The sequence below is a fragment of the Sphingomonas ginsenosidivorax genome, assembly GCF_007995065.1.
Classification (GTDB): domain Bacteria; phylum Pseudomonadota; class Alphaproteobacteria; order Sphingomonadales; family Sphingomonadaceae; genus Sphingomonas; species Sphingomonas ginsenosidivorax.
On the sequence record NZ_VOQR01000001.1, the window covers coordinates 1,458,343 to 1,474,345 of the forward strand.

The following is a 16,003-nucleotide window of genomic DNA, read 5'->3' on the forward strand; positions in this document are numbered from 1 at the left end:
CGCGCTCTGGACCGCGGCTCGCGCCATCGCCATCTCGGCGGCCCGAGCCGGGGGGCTGGAGCGAAGACCTGTGTTCAAGACGATGTGGAATATGCCTGCCAAGCTCTTGCGGAAGACCGATACCGATGGGCCGACCGACGCCGAGCCGGTGGCCAGCGGATCGCTGGAGGACATGATCGCGGCGGCCGAGGCGATGGGCCCCGACGAAGCCAAGGACATGATCATCCGCTGCGTCGGCCGCGACCGGCCGATCACCTGGGCCGAGATCCGCGACCTGCGCCGGGCGGCCGAGCCGGCCCGACGGTTCGAGGGAACCACGCCGGTCGGTCGGCGCTTGGTAGGCATGCCCCATGGGGCCTGACATAAGGACCGAGCATGACCGAAGCGACCTGGGGCGATGCGACCAAGACGCCCGATATCGACTGGACGATGAGCGCGGCGCTGGAGAATGTCGTGCGCGGCGGCGGTGACGTGCCCGAGGTGACCAACTTGCGCGCCGCCGTCGTCGCCTGGACGACGCTGGATCCCGAGCATCGCGACAAGGCCACGCTGTCGCCCGAGCGCCCCATCCTGCTGGACGGCGTCGCCGTGCCCGTCTTCCACGGCGATGCGATCGCCGCTCTGGTCGAACGGCTCCCCGCCTAGCGCGGCTCCCTCGCGTACGCACGCGCGGGGGTGGTCAGGTCTGCCCCCCTCGGCTAGGGTGTGTCATCACACCGACACAAGCCGAAAGCATGCGAATTTGACCGACGAGACCATCCTCGCCGAACCCACCGGCGGCGAGCCGGCCGGCATCTCGACCATCTCGATCGTCGACGAGATGAAGACCAGCTACCTCGACTATGCGATGAGCGTCATCGTCGCGCGCGCGCTGCCCGACGTACGCGACGGGCTGAAGCCGGTGCACCGCCGGATCCTGTTCTCGGCGCACGAGAGCGGCTTCGTCGCGGGCAAGGCGTATCGCAAGTCGGCGCGCATCGTCGGTGACGTGATGGGTAAATATCACCCGCATGGCGACAGCTCGATCTACGAAGCCCTGGTCCGCATGAGCCAGGACTGGTCGATGCGCGTGCCGTTGGTCGACGGCCAGGGCAATTTCGGGTCGATGGATCCGGACAAGGCCGCGGCGATGCGCTATACCGAGGCGCGCCTGTCGAAGGTCGCGAACTCGCTGCTCGGCGATCTCGACAAGGACACGGTCGATTTCATCCCCAACTATGACGGGTCGGAGCGCGAGCCATCGGTGCTGCCGGCGCGCTTCCCCAATCTGCTGGTCAACGGTGCGGGCGGCATCGCGGTCGGCATGGCGACCAACATCCCGCCGCACAATCTCGGCGAGATCATCAACGCCTGCCTCGCGTACATGGACAATGGCGCGATCACGGTCGACGAGCTGTTCGAGATCGTTCCCGGTCCGGACTTCCCGACCGGCGCGATCATCCTGGGCAAGGCGGGCGCGCGCAGCGCCTACGAGACCGGCCGCGGGTCGATCATCCTCCGTTCGCGCCACATCGTCGAGGAAGGCCGCGGCGACCGGCGCTCGATCGTGTTGACCGAGATCCCGTACCAGCAGGGCAAGAACGCGCTGGTCGAGAAGATCGCCGAGGCCGCCAAGGACAAGCGGATCGAAGGCGTCAGCGACATCCGCGACGAATCGAACCGCGAGGGCGTCCGCATCGTCATCGAGCTGAAGCGCGATGCGACGACGGAGGTCGTGCTCAACCAGCTGTGGCGGCACACGCCGGCGCAAGGCTCCTTCCCCGCCAACATGCTGGCGATCCGCGGCGGGCGCCCGGAACTGCTCAACCTGCGCGACATCATCGCCGCGTTCGTGACGTTCCGCGAGGAAGTGATCACGCGGCGGTCGAAGTTCGAGCTCGCCAAGGCCCGCGACCGCGCGCACATCTTGCTCGGCCTCGTCATCGCGGTCACCAACCTCGACGAGGTCGTCCGGATCATCCGCGGGTCGTCGAGCCCCGCCGAAGCGCGCGCGAAACTGCTCGCGCGCGAATGGCCGGTCGAGGAGATCGCGCCGTACATCGCGCTGGTCGAGGCGGTCGAGGACAAGCAGGAAGGCGGCGTCTATCGCCTGTCCGAGATCCAGGTCCGGGCGATCCTCGACCTCCGCCTGCACCGGCTGACGCTGCTCGGCCGCGACGAGATCGGCGACGAGCTGAAGACGCTCGCCAGCACGATCGGCGAGCTGCTCGCGATCCTCGCCGATCGGGCGAAGCTGTACGAGGTGATGCGCGAGGAGCTGATCCAAGTCCGCGACGAGTTCGCGACCCCGCGCAAGTCGGAGATCATGCTGTTCGCCGGCGGGATCGAGGACGAGGACCTGATCGAGCGCGAGGACATGGTGGTTACCGTGACCATGCAGGGCTATATCAAGCGCACCAGCCTAGACACCTTCCGTGCCCAGGCGCGCGGCGGCAAGGGCCGCGCCGGCATGTCGACCAAGGACGAGGACGTCGTCACCGAGCTGTTCGTGACGAGCACGCACACACCGGTGCTGTTCTTCTCTAACCACGGGAAAGTCTATCGCTACAAGGTCTGGCGCCTGCCCGAGGGCGGTCCCGCCACGCGCGGCCGGCCGATGGTCAATCTGCTGCCGCTGGCGCCGGGCGAGACGATCTCGACCGTGCTGCCGCTGCCCGAGGACGAGGCCGAATGGGGTGCGATGCACGTCATGTTCGCGACCGCGAAGGGCACGGTGCGTCGTAATGCGATGGACGCGTTCACCAACGTGCCGTCGAACGGCAAGATCGCGATGCGATTCGAGGAAGGCTCCGAGGATCGCCTGATCGGCGTGGCGCTGCTCAGCGCGCATGACGACGTGCTGCTCGCGACGCGGCTCGGCAAGGCGATCCGCTTTGCCGGCGACGACGTCCGCGAGTTCCAGAGCCGGACCTCGACGGGCGTGCGCGGCGTGACGCTGAAGGCGAACGACGAGGTCATCTCGCTGTCGGTCCTCCATCGCGTCGAGGCGACCCCGCAGGACCGCGAGACGTACCTGAAGTTCGCGCCGTGGAAGGGCGAGCGCGAGGGCGAGCATGATCTGGGCGCCGAGCGGTTCAACGATCTCAAGGATCGCGAGCAGTTCATCCTGACGGTCTGCGCGAACGGCTATGGCAAATTGTCGAGCGCGTATGATTATCGCCAGACCGGGCGCGGTGGCCAGGGGATCACCAACATCGACAACATCGCCCGCAACGGCGAGGTCGTGGCGAGCTTCCCGGCGGCCAAAGGGCATCAGCTGATGCTGGTCACCAACCAGGCGAAGCTGATCCGCACGACGCTGGCCAGCCTTCGCGTCATCAGCCGCAACTCGGCGGGCGTGAAGCTGTTCGACGTGGCGAAGGGCGAGAAGGTCGTGTCCGCCGCACGGATCGAGGAGACCGAGGAAGACGCCGAGATCAACCTGGCCGACACTGCGCCCGAGATCGCACCCGATACCGGTGCGATCATCGGCGACGATGCCGCCGCTGGTCCGGCGGACGGCGAATGAGCGACGCAATCGCGTACAAGGTCCTGACCGCGGCGCAGATGGCGACGCTCGAAGGCGGCAGCTTCGCGGGTGCGCCGGTCGATCTGGCGGATGGCTACATCCACCTGTCGACCGCGGCGCAGCTGACCGAGACGGTCGACAAGCATTTCGCGAGGCAGGACGACCTGCACGTCGCGGCAGTCGACCTCGAGGCGCTAGGCGATGCAGTGAAGTGGGAGGAGTCGCGCGGCGGCGCGCTGTTTCCGCATGTCTATGGCGGGCCGCTACTGCTGGAGACGGTGGTGGCCTATGGGCCGCTCGAGCGAGACGCCGATGGCAAGGTGAAGCTGCCCGTCGCGGGGTAAGACTCCTCTCAATCCTCCCACGCCAGGGGGAGGTGGCACGCGCAGCGTGACGGAGGGGGCGGAAAGAGAAACATCCGTTCCGTGTCCGCCCCCTCCGACGCCTTCGGCGCCACCTCCCCCTGGCGGGGGAGGATTTCTAGTCCTTACAACCCAACCTGCAACGTCGCGCGGAGCGACAGCGCGGCGCGGCCCTGCTGCTGTTCGGCGTTGAATTCACCGCCGATGCGATAGCCTTCCGACCCGCCGACCGCGCGGAGCTTGCCGACCCATCCGCTCGTGCGATCCTCGGGGGTCAGCGTGAAGGCTTCGCCGCCGTCGAACGACGCGGTCGTCGCGCCGAGGCCACCGCCGATCAGCTCGCGCCGACCGCCCTCGACCTCGACCCGGAACCAACCGCGCTCGGGATCCAGCCCGCCGAAGTCGAGACCGACCGCTGCGCTGCCCGTGACCGCGAGCTCGTCGCTGCTGCGCGCGCGCACCGCGAGGTCGATCGCCTTGCCGCCGCCGGTCTCGGTGTAGGCGTCCTCCTTCAGCGTGTAATAATCGAGCGCGAGGACCGGGCGGAACACGAACCTGCCCTTGCCGCCGTCCCACGACACGCCGCCCGACGCCGAATAGAGCGTACCGTTCCAGTCACCCCGCGCCGTGCGTTCGACCGCCTCGCTGCCGATCGCACCGGTAAAGCGCCGCATGCCGTCGAACGCGACCCTCGCGCCCGCGACGTGCGCATTGGCCTGCAGATCGCCCCAATGGCCACGCCAGTAACCAGCGAGTTCGTACTGCGCGGTGTTGACTTCGTTGGCGGTCCCGCCGTCGGCGTCGCGACCGTCGAGATAGGCGATCGACGTGCCGAAATTGCCGACCCCGGTCTTGTACTCGGCGCCGGCCGAGACCCCCCAGCCGCTGACGTCGTAGCTGGCGGTGTCGCCCAGGCTCTTGGCGGTGCCGAACCCGACCTGCGTCACCCAATAGCCCCAATTGCCTTGGTCCTTGAACGGGCCGTGCGGATCGGCGAGCGAGCGGGCGACCGCGCGCGAACCCATCGTGACGGTCTCGAACGTGCCGCCGGCATGCTCGGGCAGCATCTGGCGCACCGATCCGCGGAACACCTCGGCATCGGTGATGTTGAGGAACGAGCTGCCGACCTTCGCATCGGTGCCGAGCGCCTTATAGATCGCGTCATAGGCCGAGGCTTCGGAGCGGTTGAGGCCGAGCTCGCCTGACGTCTTGCGCAGGACGTCGACCGCGAGGTCGTTGCCCGTGCCCGTCGCGATGCTGCCCTTGTAGAGGAACGGCAGCACCGCGGTGGTCGCGGTGAGGTTCGACGCACCGGTCAGCGTGCCCGCGCGCAGGACGACATAGCGCCCCTCCGCATCGGTGATGCTGGCGAGCCGCAGCGCTAGCTTCGAATCCTTGTCGAACGACGCGGTGCCGGCGACCGTGATCAGCGTGCCAGTGCCGCCGGTCTTGTCGAGCGTGACGGCGAGCACCCCCTGCCCGCCGACCGACAGCGACGCGATCGAGGCTGCACCGGTGACGCCCAGCGTACCGCCCGTAACCGCGACCGCGAGGTTCGCCGCGTTCGCGATGCTGCCCGTGAAGCGCGACGTACCCGCCAGCGTCAGCGTATCGCTGCCGCCGCCGAAATCCGCGGTGCCGGCGAAGCTCGACGTGCCGGCCAGCGCCACGGTGTCGTTGCCGGCACCGAAGATCGCGCCGCCGGTCATCGCGGCATCTCCGGACAGCGCGAGGCGATTATTGCCCGCGCCGAACCGCGCGGTGCCGGCGACGGTCCCGTCGGCGACGTCGAACAGGTCGTTGCCGGCACCGAAGCGCAGATCGCCCGCGATGCCCGGTGCGGCGATGCCGGCCGCCACCGCGGTCTGGCGGACGATGACGCCGGCATTGTTCGCGGAGAGATCGATCGCGACGTTGCGCTCCGAGGTGGCGAGCGCGCCCGACGCGCTGATCACACCGCTATTCTCGACCAGCGAGACGCTGCCAGAGCGATCGAGAATGCCGTTGGCACTGCCATCAGCAGCCTGCGCAGTCGCGCGGATCGCGCCGCTGTTGCGGATCGTGCCGACCGTGGCGCCGGTGTCGACCAGAACTGCCGTCGTACGCGAGGCGGTCGTGCCGCCGCCCGACGCCGCGATGATCCCGGCGTTGCGGATTTCGGGCGTGCTCGCACCGCGGCCGACGCGGAGCGCAGTCGCGCTGGCACCGTTGGCGGTCGCCGAGACGGTGCCGTTGATGCCGATGCCGCCGGCGATCGTCACCGCGCCGCCAAGCCCGCCGATCGCGAGGCCGTTGCCTTCGATGCCGGCGTAGACACCGCTGCCTGCGATGCCGCCGTCGACGATGAGGCCGTAGCCCGTGCCGGTCCCGGCGACCGCGCCGATCGTCACCGCGCGGGTCGCCGCGCCGATCTGCACGGCCGGCGCAGCCCCATAGCCGGTGATGACGGCGGAGCCTTCCTTGGCGTCCTCGATGCCGTCCTTGTCCTCATCATTGTCGGTGGTGCTGGCGTCCTTCGGGGGGACCGCGAAAACGATGCCGCCCGAGATGTTGCCGGCGACGACTAGCGCGGACCCACCCTTGAGCAGGTCGTCGGCGTCGAGCTTCGACGGATCGGCGGGCGGCTGGACATAGCGATAGCCGGTCGCGCCAATTGCGCCCTGCACCACCAGCGCGCCGGCGATGTCGCCATCGACCCGCGCGGCGACGGCGCCCTGCCCGATCGCGGCGATCGTGCCGGCGAGGCGGACGTTCCCGGTGACGTCGGCGATCCGCACCGCGGTCGATCCGTTGCCGGTGACCGAGGTCGTGCCGTCATGCGTGAACGCGCCGGTCAGTGGTCCGCCCAGCCAGATCCCGGCCGAGTTGTTGCCCTGCACGGTTACGCTGCCGCTGTTGACGATCGCGCCTGCATAGGCGCCGGACGTACGGATCCCGGTCCGGCCCGAACCTGCGGCGAACGGTCCGTCGAGATCGCCGTCCTTGTCGGTGTCCGTCGCGACATAGGTCTCGTCGAGGATGATCTTGCCGCTGTTGGTGATGCCGCCGCCGGTGCCGGCATTGGCGAGGAGTCCGGTCGCATTGTCGGCGTTGCTGATCTGGATCGTGCCTTCGTTGACGACCGCGTTGGCGCTGTCGACCGTCGCCGCGGTGCCGGCGGTCGGGACGACCGATCCGGTCGCGGTGATCCGGATCGCGTCGGGGGCGCCCGCCTTGACGGTCGAGGTCCGGACCGGGTCGCTGCGCTTGGCGTCGATGACGGTCTGGGCATAAGCCGGCGCCGCGACGGCGAACAGGCAGGTGGTGGTCAGCAGGAGACGACGCATACGATACCCTCTTTGTTTTCAGAGGGAGGACGGAGACGTCGGGAGCGAACCTTAACCGCTAGAACGCGGCGTCGAGGCCGAGGCGCAGCGTGCGCGGTCGCTGGGGCGTGATCTGCCCCATGCCGAGCTGGAACGGCGTGCCGAGCGCGAAGCGGTTGCCGACGCTGTCGAACAGGTTGGTCACCCCGAGCGTCAGGCCGAACGCCGGACGACCGATCCGCGCGGTCAGCGTGGTGTCGAGATAATCGCCCTGCTCTTCGCCGAGCACCGGGCCGACGCCGAGCCGCGACCGACCGACATAACGCGCCGCGCCATAGACGCGCAGGTCAAGATCGCCGGAGAGCGGGCGGCGGTAGTCCATCCCGACCCGGCCGGCATAGCGCGCGATATTGGGAACCTGGCTCATCCGCAGCAGCGCGAGAAACAAGGCGGCGCTCGGTTCGGTCACGCGGCTGTCGTTATAGGTGAAGCCGGCATCCAGCGTGAGGCCCGCGACCGGTTGCCAGCCGCCGGTCGCCCCGAACGTCCAGATCCGGCCGTCGCCGATATTGGCGGTGCTGGGTAGCCCCGTAGCGTCGATGAAGTCGGCCTGGATATCGCACCAGATCGTGTGCGAGACGCTCGCCGAGACATAGACGTCGTCGGTCCCCGCAAGCCCGTAGCGCAACCCGCTTTCGAGCGTCCGGACGCGGTCGTTCTGGAAGCGGCGGACGAAATCGCCCTCGATCGCGAGCCCGCCCGGGCGAAACCCCTGCTGGTAGCGCGCGTAGAGCGACACTTTCGGCAGCACGGCGGCGATGACCGAGGCGGAGGGGAGGATACTGGTCTCGGTGCGATCTCCGGTGACCTGCGCGCGAGCCAGCACGGCGGCAGGGGCGAAGGCAGGCGCGACGTCCTCGCCACTCCCCGACAGCGCCGACCGTGTGGCGCGTGCGCCTGCGGTCGCGGTGAGGCCGGGCAGCAGCCGTACGCTCCCTTCACCGTACAGCGTCATCTCGTCGATGCGGTTGACGACGCCGGTCACGGGCGCGGAGGCATCGAGGGGGCCGAGCGAGCGCGACAGCCGCGTGCGGTTGTGCGTGAAGCTGGTACCGACCACCCATCCGAACCCGCTCGTCATCGGCCGCCACAACCGGGTCTCGTTCGCGATCAGCGTGGTGGCGTTGCGCTGCGCGAAGACGCGGGGTGCGCCGTCGGGGACCGTGGCGTCGTAGCGTTCGGTAAGGTCCTGGCCGACGATCCCGGTCGAGGAGCGCAGCTTGAGGGCGCCGATCCCTCCCGAGACGATGACCTGCCCCAGCGCGTAATCGGCAGCGAACCCCTGGCGGATCGCGCTCGACCGGGTCAGCGGGGGCGCGTTGCGGTCGGCATATTGGCTGTCGTCGCCGCGGGTGCGCTGGCCGACTGCGCCGACGTCGATCGTCCAGGCATTGCCCAGATCGACGCGAAGCATCGCCCGGCCGCCCGAGATGGTCGTGCGGTTCACGTCGTTCCGGTCGCGGACCGGGTTGTCGATATAGCCACCTTCGCTGACGCCGTAGCCGACGACGCGGAGCGCAGTCCGGTCGCCGAGCGGCACGTTGAGCGTTGCGCCGAGATCACCGCCCGGGTCGCCGTGCCACGTGGTCGCTACGCCGCCGACGATCGATCCCGACGCCGCGCCGAGTTCGGGCATGTTCGGCACCGTTCGGATGATCCCGCCCAGCGATCCCGCGCCGTACAGCGTGCCCTGCGGCCCTTCGAGCACCTCGACCGAGGCGATGTCGTAGAGCCGCAAATCGGGGTCGGGCGCGTTGTAGCTCAGGCGAAGGTCGCCGAGATACTGGCCGACGGTCGTCTGGGTCGGGCCGGTAAAGCTGGAATCCGCGATGCCCCGGATGAACAGCTTGTTACGGCCGGCGCCGAGATGCGTCGACGAGACGCTGGCGAGCCGCGCGACGATCGCGTCGGTGCCCCCTGCCCCGCCGAACGCGAGGTCGAGACCGTCGAGCAGCGCGACCTGCCCGGCGAAATCGCGCGCAGCGACGTCGCGCTTGCTGGCGGTGACGACGATATCGGGTCCCGGATCGGCGGGGGGAGCGACGGGGGCCACCGCGCTCCGTCGGACGACGGCAACGGGTGCCGCACGCCGGGGGACGAGCCGCCAGCCGATCGCACCCGCGGCGGTGACGTCTGCCCCCGCCGCGGACGCGAGCCGGTCGAGTGCGGCGCGCGCGCTCATGCGGCCACGGATCGCAGGGACGCGGCGGGCCCAGATCGCGGGATCGACGACGATGCTCGTTCCCGTCTGGCGGCCGAGCGCGAGCACCGCATCGCCCAGCCGGCCCGCGCGCAGATCGAGCGCCGGCTGGCCCGCCACGGCAGGCGCCGCGACGAGGGCGACGAAGGCGAACGGCACGAGGCGACGCATCACGGCCGGGCGGTCATCACCCAGTGATTGCCGCGCCGGCGGACGGCGACGCCGAGCAAGGGCGCGGCGCGGGTCGGATCGCCGGCGAGCTTGGCGGTAGCGATGCTGCCGCTGAACGCGCGTCCCGCCACCGACGGCTCGGCGCGCAGATCGACGCCCAGCGCGCGCGAAAGGTCGTCGGCGACTTCGGCGAGCGTCGCCCCGTCATAGGCGAGCACGCTGTTCCGCCACGATCCGACGCCGGCGACGTCGACCGCGATCACGCGCACCGCGCCCCCGGTATCGGTCTCGACCAGCCCCTGTCCCTTCACGAGCCGGATGCCGTCACGGCCGGGATTATAGTCGACCGCGCCGTCGGACACCGCGACGCGCGTCTCGCCGCGGGTCCGCTTGACGTCGAACGCGGTACCGACGTCGACGAGACGCGCCGCGCCGACATGCACCTCGAACGGATCGGCCGTGTCGTGGCGGACCACGAACATCGCCTGGCCGCGCTCCAGCGTCGCGGTGCGCGGGTCGTTGCGGTCGAGCATCAGCCGGGTCGCGCCGCCCAGCGTCACGGCGCTGCCGTCCGCGAGCGCGACGGTGCGCATCGTGCCGGCCCTGGTCTCTACGGCATAGGGATCCGCGCGAGTATCGAGCGCGGCATAGCCCGCGACGAGCGCCAGCGACGCGGCGATCGCTCCGCCCGCCCAGGCCGGCCAGCGACGCCGGGCGACGACCACCGGCTCGGGCGACACGGCTGCCGCCATCTGTTCGATGTCGAGCGACGCGGCATGATAGGCCGACGCATGACGCGGGTCCGCCTCCAGCCATGCCTGGAACGCCTTCCAGTCCGCGAACGCGGGATCGCCCAACCGGACGACCCAGTCCAGCGCGCGTGCGTCGATATCGTGCTGCTCCATCACGGCCTCCTATACGCGATGACGGAGTCGATGCGATCAACCCTCATCGAGCCGCCTCTTTACCGCGAGCATCGCTTGATACGCCTTGCGGAGGTCGCCCTCGACGGTGCTGAGGCTGACACCGAACTCGGCCGCGACGACGCGCTGTTCGATGCCGTCGATGCGGTGGCGGCGAAAGATCGCGGCGGCGCGGGGGCCGACGGATTGGAGTGCCTCGTCGGCCAGCGCCGCCTGCTCACGGGCGATCAGGACGCGCTCGGCGGACGGCATGTCGGACTGCCCCGGGACCGCGCCGCCGGTCGTCTCGGTCCAGTCGCGGTCGCGCCGTTCGGCCTGACGCACCGCGCGGTGGCGGTCGAGCATCAGGTTGTTCGCCATCCGGTAGAGATAGGACATCGGCGACGCGATCGGGCCGGTCGGCGCTGCCTCAATGCGCAGCCACAGGTCGTGGACGACGTCCTCGGCCGCCTCGCCCGCGCCGAGCGACGCGACGAAGCGGAGCAGCGCGCCGCGGTTGGCGAGGAAGACCGCCTCGAGACCCGACGCATCCACGGCTTTAGTCGACCGACAGGCCGTGCGTCGCGGTCGCGGCGTGCGTGGCGGCGGGGGCGCTGCGCTCGCCGCGGACGACGATGATGCTGCCGAAGATGATCGCCACGCCGCCGAGCAGCAGCGGCAGACCGGCGGGATCGCCGAACAGCCCGATGCCGAGCGTCGCGCCGATCAGTGGCTCGATGTTGATGAACACCCCCGCGGTCGCGCTGTCGAGCCGCGACGCGCCATATTGCCACGCGGCGGTGGCGACGAAGGTCGAGAGCAGCCCCTGCCCGACGATCCCGCTCCACGCGACGGGCGACAGGGCGAGCGGCGGTGGACCGTGGAGCAGCAGCGCGACAGGCAGGATCGCCGCGGTCGCAACGATCAGCATAACCGCAGGGACCGCCATTGCCGACCGGGTGACCGGCACCCGCTTGAGCACGATCAGCCAGCCGAGGAACACGAGCAGCGAGGCGAGCGACAGGATGATGCCGATCGGCGTGCCCGCCGCGCCCGGCTTTCCCGCTATCAACGCGGCGCCGAGCGTGGCGGCGATGACGCCGATCCACGAGGCGCGGCTGACGGGTTCGCCCCAAAGCCGTGCCGCGACCGCGATCAGCGCGGGCATCGCGCCAACGAGCAGCGCGGCGAGCGTGACGGTGACGCCCGCCAGCCCTTCGAACTGGATCAGGAAGCCGACGCCGTACAGCACGCCCGCGATCACCACCGGCGGCGAGCGGAACAGCGCGCGCGCCTCTGCGCTCGCAAACGCGAACGGCAGCGACACGAGGCTGGCGACCGCGAAGCGCAGCAGGACCATGTGCGAGGGTTCGAGCTCGCGCAGCGCGAGCTTGCCGAGCGGAAAGCCCAGGCCCCAGAAGACACCGGCGAGAATAAGCGCGACGAACGGCAGACGAACGATCCTTCGGACGGAGGCGTACCGGGGTCGATACCGGTCGGGCGCCCAGCGGGGAAGGCCGTTCTATCGTCGCGAAGGCCCGCGCGATTTGCTAGGGCCCCCGGGATGACCGACGATCACGACACGACCGCGGAGGACGCGATGCCGATCCGCGTCGCCGCGCTGTACCGCTTCACGCCGTTTGCCGACATTGCCGCGATCCAGGGACCGCTGGCCAAGATCTGCTGTGCGAACGGGGTCAAGGGGACGCTGCTGCTGGCCGCCGAAGGGATCAACGGGACGATCGCGGGGACCGATGCCGCGATCGATGCGGTGCTGGCGCACATCCGCGCGTTGCCGGGATGCGCAACGCTCGACGTCAAATATTCGCGCGCGGCGGACCTGCCGTTCCACCGAATGAAGGTGCGGCTGAAGCGCGAGATCGTGACGATGGGCGAACCCGATATCGACCCGCTCGCGGGCGTCGGCCATTATGTCGAGCCCGAGGACTGGAACGCGCTGATCGCCGCACCGGGGACGATCGTGATCGACACGCGCAACGACTACGAGGTGCGGGTCGGCAGTTTCCAGGGCGCGGTCGATCCGGCGACGAAGAGTTTCCGCGACTTTCCGGCGTGGTTCCGCGAGCACCGCGACGATCTGGTCGGCGACGGCCCCGCTCCGACGATCGCGATGTTCTGCACCGGCGGGATCCGCTGCGAGAAGGCGACCGCATTCCTCAAGGCCGAGGGGCTGGAGGACGTCCATCATCTGAAGGGCGGGATCCTGAAATATCTGGAGACCGTGCCGGCGGCGGAGAGCCTGTGGGAGGGCGAGTGCTTCGTGTTCGACCAGCGCGTGGCGGTGGGGCATGGGCTCACACCGGGGACGCACGGCCTGTGCCATGCGTGTCGCATGCCGGTGAGCGTGGCGGATCGGGCGTCGGCGCTGTTCGTCGAAGGGGTGAGTTGTCCGGCGTGTCATGACTCGCGCAATGAAGGTCAGCGGGCGGGCTATGCAGAGCGCGAGCGGCAGGTAAAGCTCGCAGCGGCGCGGGGCGAGGCGCATGTCGGCGCGGTTCTGCCGTAACCTACCGTCACCCTGAACTCGTTTCAGGGTTCACCGCACCGCGAGCGCTGGCGTCCGTGGCACGGTGGATGCTGAAACGAGTTCAGCATGACGGAGTGGGTCAGCCCGCGAACCGCTCCGCCAGTTCCGTGTTCCCCTGCGCGATCGCCAGCGTCTGCACCGTATTGCCCGCCGTGTCCGTGACCCCCGCATCCGCACCGTTCGCGAGCAGCAGGTCGATGATCGCGCCCCGATTGAACAGCGCAGCCATCATCAGTGCGGTCTGGCCGGCACCGTTGGGGCGGTTCACGTCGGCGCCCGCATCGATCAGCGTCTGCGCGATCGGCAGATAACCCTTGAAGCAGACGCCCATCAGTGCGGTGTTGCCCTGTGCGTCGTGCGCGCCGTCGACCGCGGCGCCGTGCTTCAGCAGCAGCGCGGTCGTGCTCTGCTGGCCATTGTAGCTGGCGAGGACCAGCGCCGTGTAGCCCTTCGCGTCGGTTGCCTCGATGTCGACACCGGCAGCGAGCAGCGCGGGGACCATGTCGTCGCGACCCATGCGCGCGGCATCGAACCAGAGCTCGACCAGTCGCTCCATCAGCGGCAGTTCGCGGGCGTCGGTCATTCTTCGGTCTCGATATAATGCGGCACGAAGCGAGCGAGGTTGCGCGTGACGACGTCGTCGTCCTCGCGCACGCCGATCCCGGCCGCCGCGTCACCGACAATCCACGCGCCGATCACCGGGTGGCGGCCGTCGAAGGTCGGCGGTGGCGCATAGGCCTGGCGGATGAAGCCTTCCGCGCCATAGCCCTCGTCGAGCGCGGTGCGTGTCCCGCCCTCCTCGACCAGCTCGACGTTCGCACCCTCACGCGAGAAGAGCGGTTTCCGCACGTAGCGCGGCCCGAGGATCGCGGCGGCGGGGTCGTCGTCGAAGAACGCCGGCAGCAGGTTCGGGTGGTTTGGGTGGCGCTCCCACAGCAACGGCAGGATCCCCTTGTTCGACAGGATCGCTTTCCAGGCAGGCTCGATCCAGCGGACATCGGCCTTGGCGAGGTTGGGCGCATAGTCCTCGCGCAGCATGAATTCCCACGGGTAGAGCTTGAACGCCGCCTGCAGCTCGAACCCGTCGTCGTCGACGAAGCGACCGTCGCCGTTGAGACCGATCTGCTTCATCTCGACGAATTTCGGCTCGATGCCGACCTGGGTCGCGAGATCCTCGAAGAAGCGGACGGTCTGGCGATCCTCGATCGCGGTCGCGTCGGCCGCGAAATGGACGAAGCCGCCGGTCGGGAAGATCTGTGCGAACCGGTCGCGGAGCTTGTCGAACAGGCTGTTGAACTGGTCCGAGCCCGGCGGAAGCATACCCTTGCCGATCAGCTCCTCAAGCCAGATCCACTGGAAGGTCGCGCATTCGAACACGGAGGTCGGGGTGTCGGCATTGTATTCGTAGAGCTTGGCGGGGCCGGTGCCGTCATAGGCGAAGTCGAACCGGCCGTAGAGCGAGGGCTGGCGCGTGCGCCACGACTCTGCGACTAGGTTCCAGTGCGCGCGCGGGATCGCCAGCCGTTCCATCAGCACCTGGTCGCGCACTACCGTGTCGACGAGGTCGAGGCACATTGCGTGAAGCGCCTCGGCCGCGGGTTCGAGGTCGTTCTCGATCTCCGCGAGCGTGAACGCATAGGCGGCGCTCTCATCCCAGTACGGCGCGCCGCCGGTATCGTGATAGACGAAGCCGATCGCGTCGGCCTGGGCCCGCCAATCGCTGCGGGGGTCGAGCGCGATCCGTTTCATCGATCAGCTGTCCTTGGTGTCGTCGCGCTGCTCGATCTGCAGCGTGGGCTTGGCGGGTGCGCTGAGACGGGCGAGCACGTCATCCGCCGAGGAATGACCGGGCGTGATCCCGGCAAGACGCAGCTTCTCGTCGAGATCGGCGCCGGTGCGGCGATCCTCGAGCTCGCCCGCGGCCTTGATGCGCTCGCCGCGGATCGCCTGGCGCTCGCGGATCCGCGCAAGGCTGTCGGCGGCAGAGCCCAGCTTGTTGCCCGCGCCCATGCTGCCCGACGCGACCGAAGCCTGCGCCTTCTGGACCGACTCGTTGACCTTGACGACCTCGACCTCGCGGCGGAGCTGCTCGATCTTGCGGTCGGTCTGCGCGACCGCGGTGTGGATCTGCTCCTCGGCAGTGCGCATATCCTCGACCTGCGGGCTCTTCAGCGCGATGTCTTGTTCGAGGTCGGCGATGCGCTGCGCTACCTGGCGCGCGAGGTCCATATTGCCCTTCTCGACAGCGACGCGCGCCGAGGACTCGTATTTCGCGACCTGTGCGCGGAAACTCTCGACCTCGGTCTCAAGGATGCGGCGGCGGGCGACGAGCCCGGCAAGGTCGTCGCGCGCCTTGCCCTGCGCCCGGTCCGCGTCGCGGATTTCCTGGTCGAGAATACGCAGCGCGTTGGCATCGACGACAGCGGCGCCGGCTTCGTGCGCGCCGGCGCGACCGAGGGTGAAAAGCTTGCTCCAGATGGCCATGCCAGTCTCTCCGTAAGGTTTTAAGCGGCGGGAATCTGCGCGTGGCGCAGGTCGGTCGCGGCGTCGATGGCGTTTTGCGCGAGCGTGTTGAGTTCGATCACGACGGTGTCGAGCGGGCTCGACGTCGCGAGCTCGCCGAACAGCTCGTAATAATCGCGTCCGTCGACGCTACCAATGCCGAAATTGGACAGCGGCACGAGCTGTTGCGACTTCAGCAGGAATTCGTTGAACGCCGCGCGGTCGTCCTGCTCGTCGCAGGGCCATAGCAGCACGGACGCGGAAATCTGCGCCTCGCTGACGTTGACGAACAGTTCGAGATCGCCGTGGTGGTGCATCGTGACGAGCAGCACGGGGTCCGCGCCCTCGACGATGCGCGGCGTGAACTCGCCGGCGCGAACGGGCGCGGACGAATCGAGTGCGGCTTTCAGGCTGCGGACGGTCCAGATATCGGTCATGCAGGATC

14 protein-coding genes are annotated in these 16,003 nt (G+C 69.1%); 5 read left to right on the plus strand and 9 right to left on the minus strand.

What is annotated here, in order from left to right; all coding sequences use genetic code 11:
* The first annotated feature begins 91 nt into the window (after positions 1-91).
* The 4 genes from FSB78_RS06485 (at position 92) to FSB78_RS06500 (ending at position 3,852) form a co-directional block, all read left to right on the plus strand.
* Complete coding sequence (locus FSB78_RS06485) at positions 92-361, plus strand: hypothetical protein (RefSeq protein ID WP_158637975.1); 270 nt, start codon at positions 92-94, stop codon at positions 359-361.
* Positions 362-375: 14 nt separating this feature from the next.
* Positions 376-645 (plus strand): hypothetical protein, encoded by a 270-nt coding sequence (locus FSB78_RS06490; RefSeq protein ID WP_147081049.1) that lies wholly within the window; start codon positions 376-378, stop codon positions 643-645.
* Positions 646-742: 97 nt separating this feature from the next.
* Positions 743-3,508, plus strand: coding sequence for a DNA gyrase subunit A (gene gyrA / locus FSB78_RS06495; RefSeq protein WP_147081052.1), 2,766 nt, complete (start codon positions 743-745; stop codon positions 3,506-3,508).
* Positions 3,505-3,852, plus strand: coding sequence for a DUF952 domain-containing protein (locus FSB78_RS06500; protein ID WP_147081054.1), 348 nt, complete (start codon positions 3,505-3,507; stop codon positions 3,850-3,852). Before gyrA ends, FSB78_RS06500 begins: the two co-directional genes overlap by 4 nt.
* A 143-nt stretch (positions 3,853-3,995) precedes the next feature.
* On the opposite strand, the gene FSB78_RS06505 is transcribed toward FSB78_RS06500, so the two are convergent.
* The 5 genes from FSB78_RS06505 to FSB78_RS06525 are packed head-to-tail and all read right to left on the minus strand — an operon-like array spanning position 3,996 to position 11,970.
* Positions 3,996-7,196, minus strand: coding sequence for an autotransporter outer membrane beta-barrel domain-containing protein (locus FSB78_RS06505; protein WP_147081058.1), 3,201 nt, complete (start codon positions 7,194-7,196; stop codon positions 3,996-3,998).
* Between the two features lie 58 nt (positions 7,197-7,254).
* On the minus strand, positions 7,255-9,606 hold the full coding sequence (locus FSB78_RS06510; protein ID WP_147084059.1) for a TonB-dependent receptor: 2,352 nt from the start codon (positions 9,604-9,606) through the stop codon (positions 7,255-7,257).
* Complete coding sequence (locus tag FSB78_RS06515; protein ID WP_147081062.1) at positions 9,606-10,511, minus strand: FecR family protein; 906 nt, start codon at positions 10,509-10,511, stop codon at positions 9,606-9,608. The genes FSB78_RS06510 and FSB78_RS06515 overlap by 1 nt, the downstream gene beginning before the upstream one ends.
* Before the next feature lie 36 nt (positions 10,512-10,547).
* Positions 10,548-11,063 carry a sigma-70 family RNA polymerase sigma factor gene (locus FSB78_RS06520; RefSeq protein ID WP_147081065.1) on the minus strand — a complete coding sequence of 172 codons (516 nt, stop codon included), beginning with the start codon at positions 11,061-11,063 and terminating at the stop codon, positions 10,548-10,550.
* A gap of 4 nt (positions 11,064-11,067) precedes the next feature.
* Entirely contained in the window at positions 11,068-11,970 is a 903-nt protein-coding gene (locus FSB78_RS06525; protein WP_147081068.1) for a DMT family transporter, read from the minus strand.
* Between the two features lie 102 nt (positions 11,971-12,072).
* On the opposite strand from FSB78_RS06525, the gene trhO reads away from it, so the two are divergent.
* On the plus strand, positions 12,073-13,035 hold the full coding sequence (gene trhO / locus FSB78_RS06530; protein ID WP_147081071.1) for an oxygen-dependent tRNA uridine(34) hydroxylase TrhO: 963 nt from the start codon (positions 12,073-12,075) through the stop codon (positions 13,033-13,035).
* A 100-nt stretch (positions 13,036-13,135) separates the two neighbouring features.
* On the opposite strand, the gene FSB78_RS06535 is transcribed toward trhO, so the two are convergent.
* The 4 genes from FSB78_RS06535 to FSB78_RS06550 are packed head-to-tail and all read right to left on the minus strand — an operon-like array spanning position 13,136 to position 15,995.
* On the minus strand, positions 13,136-13,639 hold the full coding sequence (locus tag FSB78_RS06535; RefSeq protein WP_147081074.1) for an ankyrin repeat domain-containing protein: 504 nt from the start codon (positions 13,637-13,639) through the stop codon (positions 13,136-13,138).
* The gene (locus tag FSB78_RS06540) at positions 13,636-14,805 is read right to left on the minus strand and encodes a glutathionylspermidine synthase family protein (protein WP_147081077.1); all 1,170 of its coding nucleotides are present in this window, start codon (positions 14,803-14,805) and stop codon (positions 13,636-13,638) included. The genes FSB78_RS06535 and FSB78_RS06540 overlap by 4 nt, the downstream gene beginning before the upstream one ends.
* 3 nt (positions 14,806-14,808) lie before the next feature.
* On the minus strand, positions 14,809-15,540 hold the full coding sequence (locus FSB78_RS06545; RefSeq protein ID WP_147081080.1) for a PspA/IM30 family protein: 732 nt from the start codon (positions 15,538-15,540) through the stop codon (positions 14,809-14,811).
* A gap of 20 nt (positions 15,541-15,560) precedes the next feature.
* Complete coding sequence (locus FSB78_RS06550) at positions 15,561-15,995, minus strand: YjfI family protein (protein ID WP_147081084.1); 435 nt, start codon at positions 15,993-15,995, stop codon at positions 15,561-15,563.
* Between the last annotated feature and the right edge of the window lie 8 nt (positions 15,996-16,003).

Excerpts from the sequence above, each read along its gene's own strand:
- FSB78_RS06485 (WP_158637975.1), top strand. The coding sequence starts at position 92 with ATGCCTGCCAAGCTCTTGCGGAAGACCGATACCGATGGGCCGACCGAC.
- FSB78_RS06490 (WP_147081049.1), top strand. The coding sequence starts at position 376 with ATGACCGAAGCGACCTGGGGCGATGCGACCAAGACGCCCGATATCGAC.
- FSB78_RS06500 (WP_147081054.1), top strand. The coding sequence starts at position 3,505 with ATGAGCGACGCAATCGCGTACAAGGTCCTGACCGCGGCGCAGATGGCG.
- FSB78_RS06505 (WP_147081058.1), bottom strand. The coding sequence starts at position 7,196 with ATGCGTCGTCTCCTGCTGACCACCACCTGCCTGTTCGCCGTCGCGGCG.
- FSB78_RS06510 (WP_147084059.1), bottom strand. The coding sequence starts at position 9,606 with ATGCGTCGCCTCGTGCCGTTCGCCTTCGTCGCCCTCGTCGCGGCGCCT.
- FSB78_RS06515 (WP_147081062.1), bottom strand. The coding sequence starts at position 10,511 with ATGGAGCAGCACGATATCGACGCACGCGCGCTGGACTGGGTCGTCCGG.
- trhO (WP_147081071.1), top strand. The coding sequence starts at position 12,073 with ATGACCGACGATCACGACACGACCGCGGAGGACGCGATGCCGATCCGC.
- FSB78_RS06535 (WP_147081074.1), bottom strand. The coding sequence starts at position 13,639 with ATGACCGACGCCCGCGAACTGCCGCTGATGGAGCGACTGGTCGAGCTC.
- FSB78_RS06540 (WP_147081077.1), bottom strand. The coding sequence starts at position 14,805 with ATGAAACGGATCGCGCTCGACCCCCGCAGCGATTGGCGGGCCCAGGCC.
- FSB78_RS06545 (WP_147081080.1), bottom strand. The coding sequence starts at position 15,540 with ATGGCCATCTGGAGCAAGCTTTTCACCCTCGGTCGCGCCGGCGCGCAC.
- FSB78_RS06550 (WP_147081084.1), bottom strand. The coding sequence starts at position 15,995 with ATGACCGATATCTGGACCGTCCGCAGCCTGAAAGCCGCACTCGATTCG.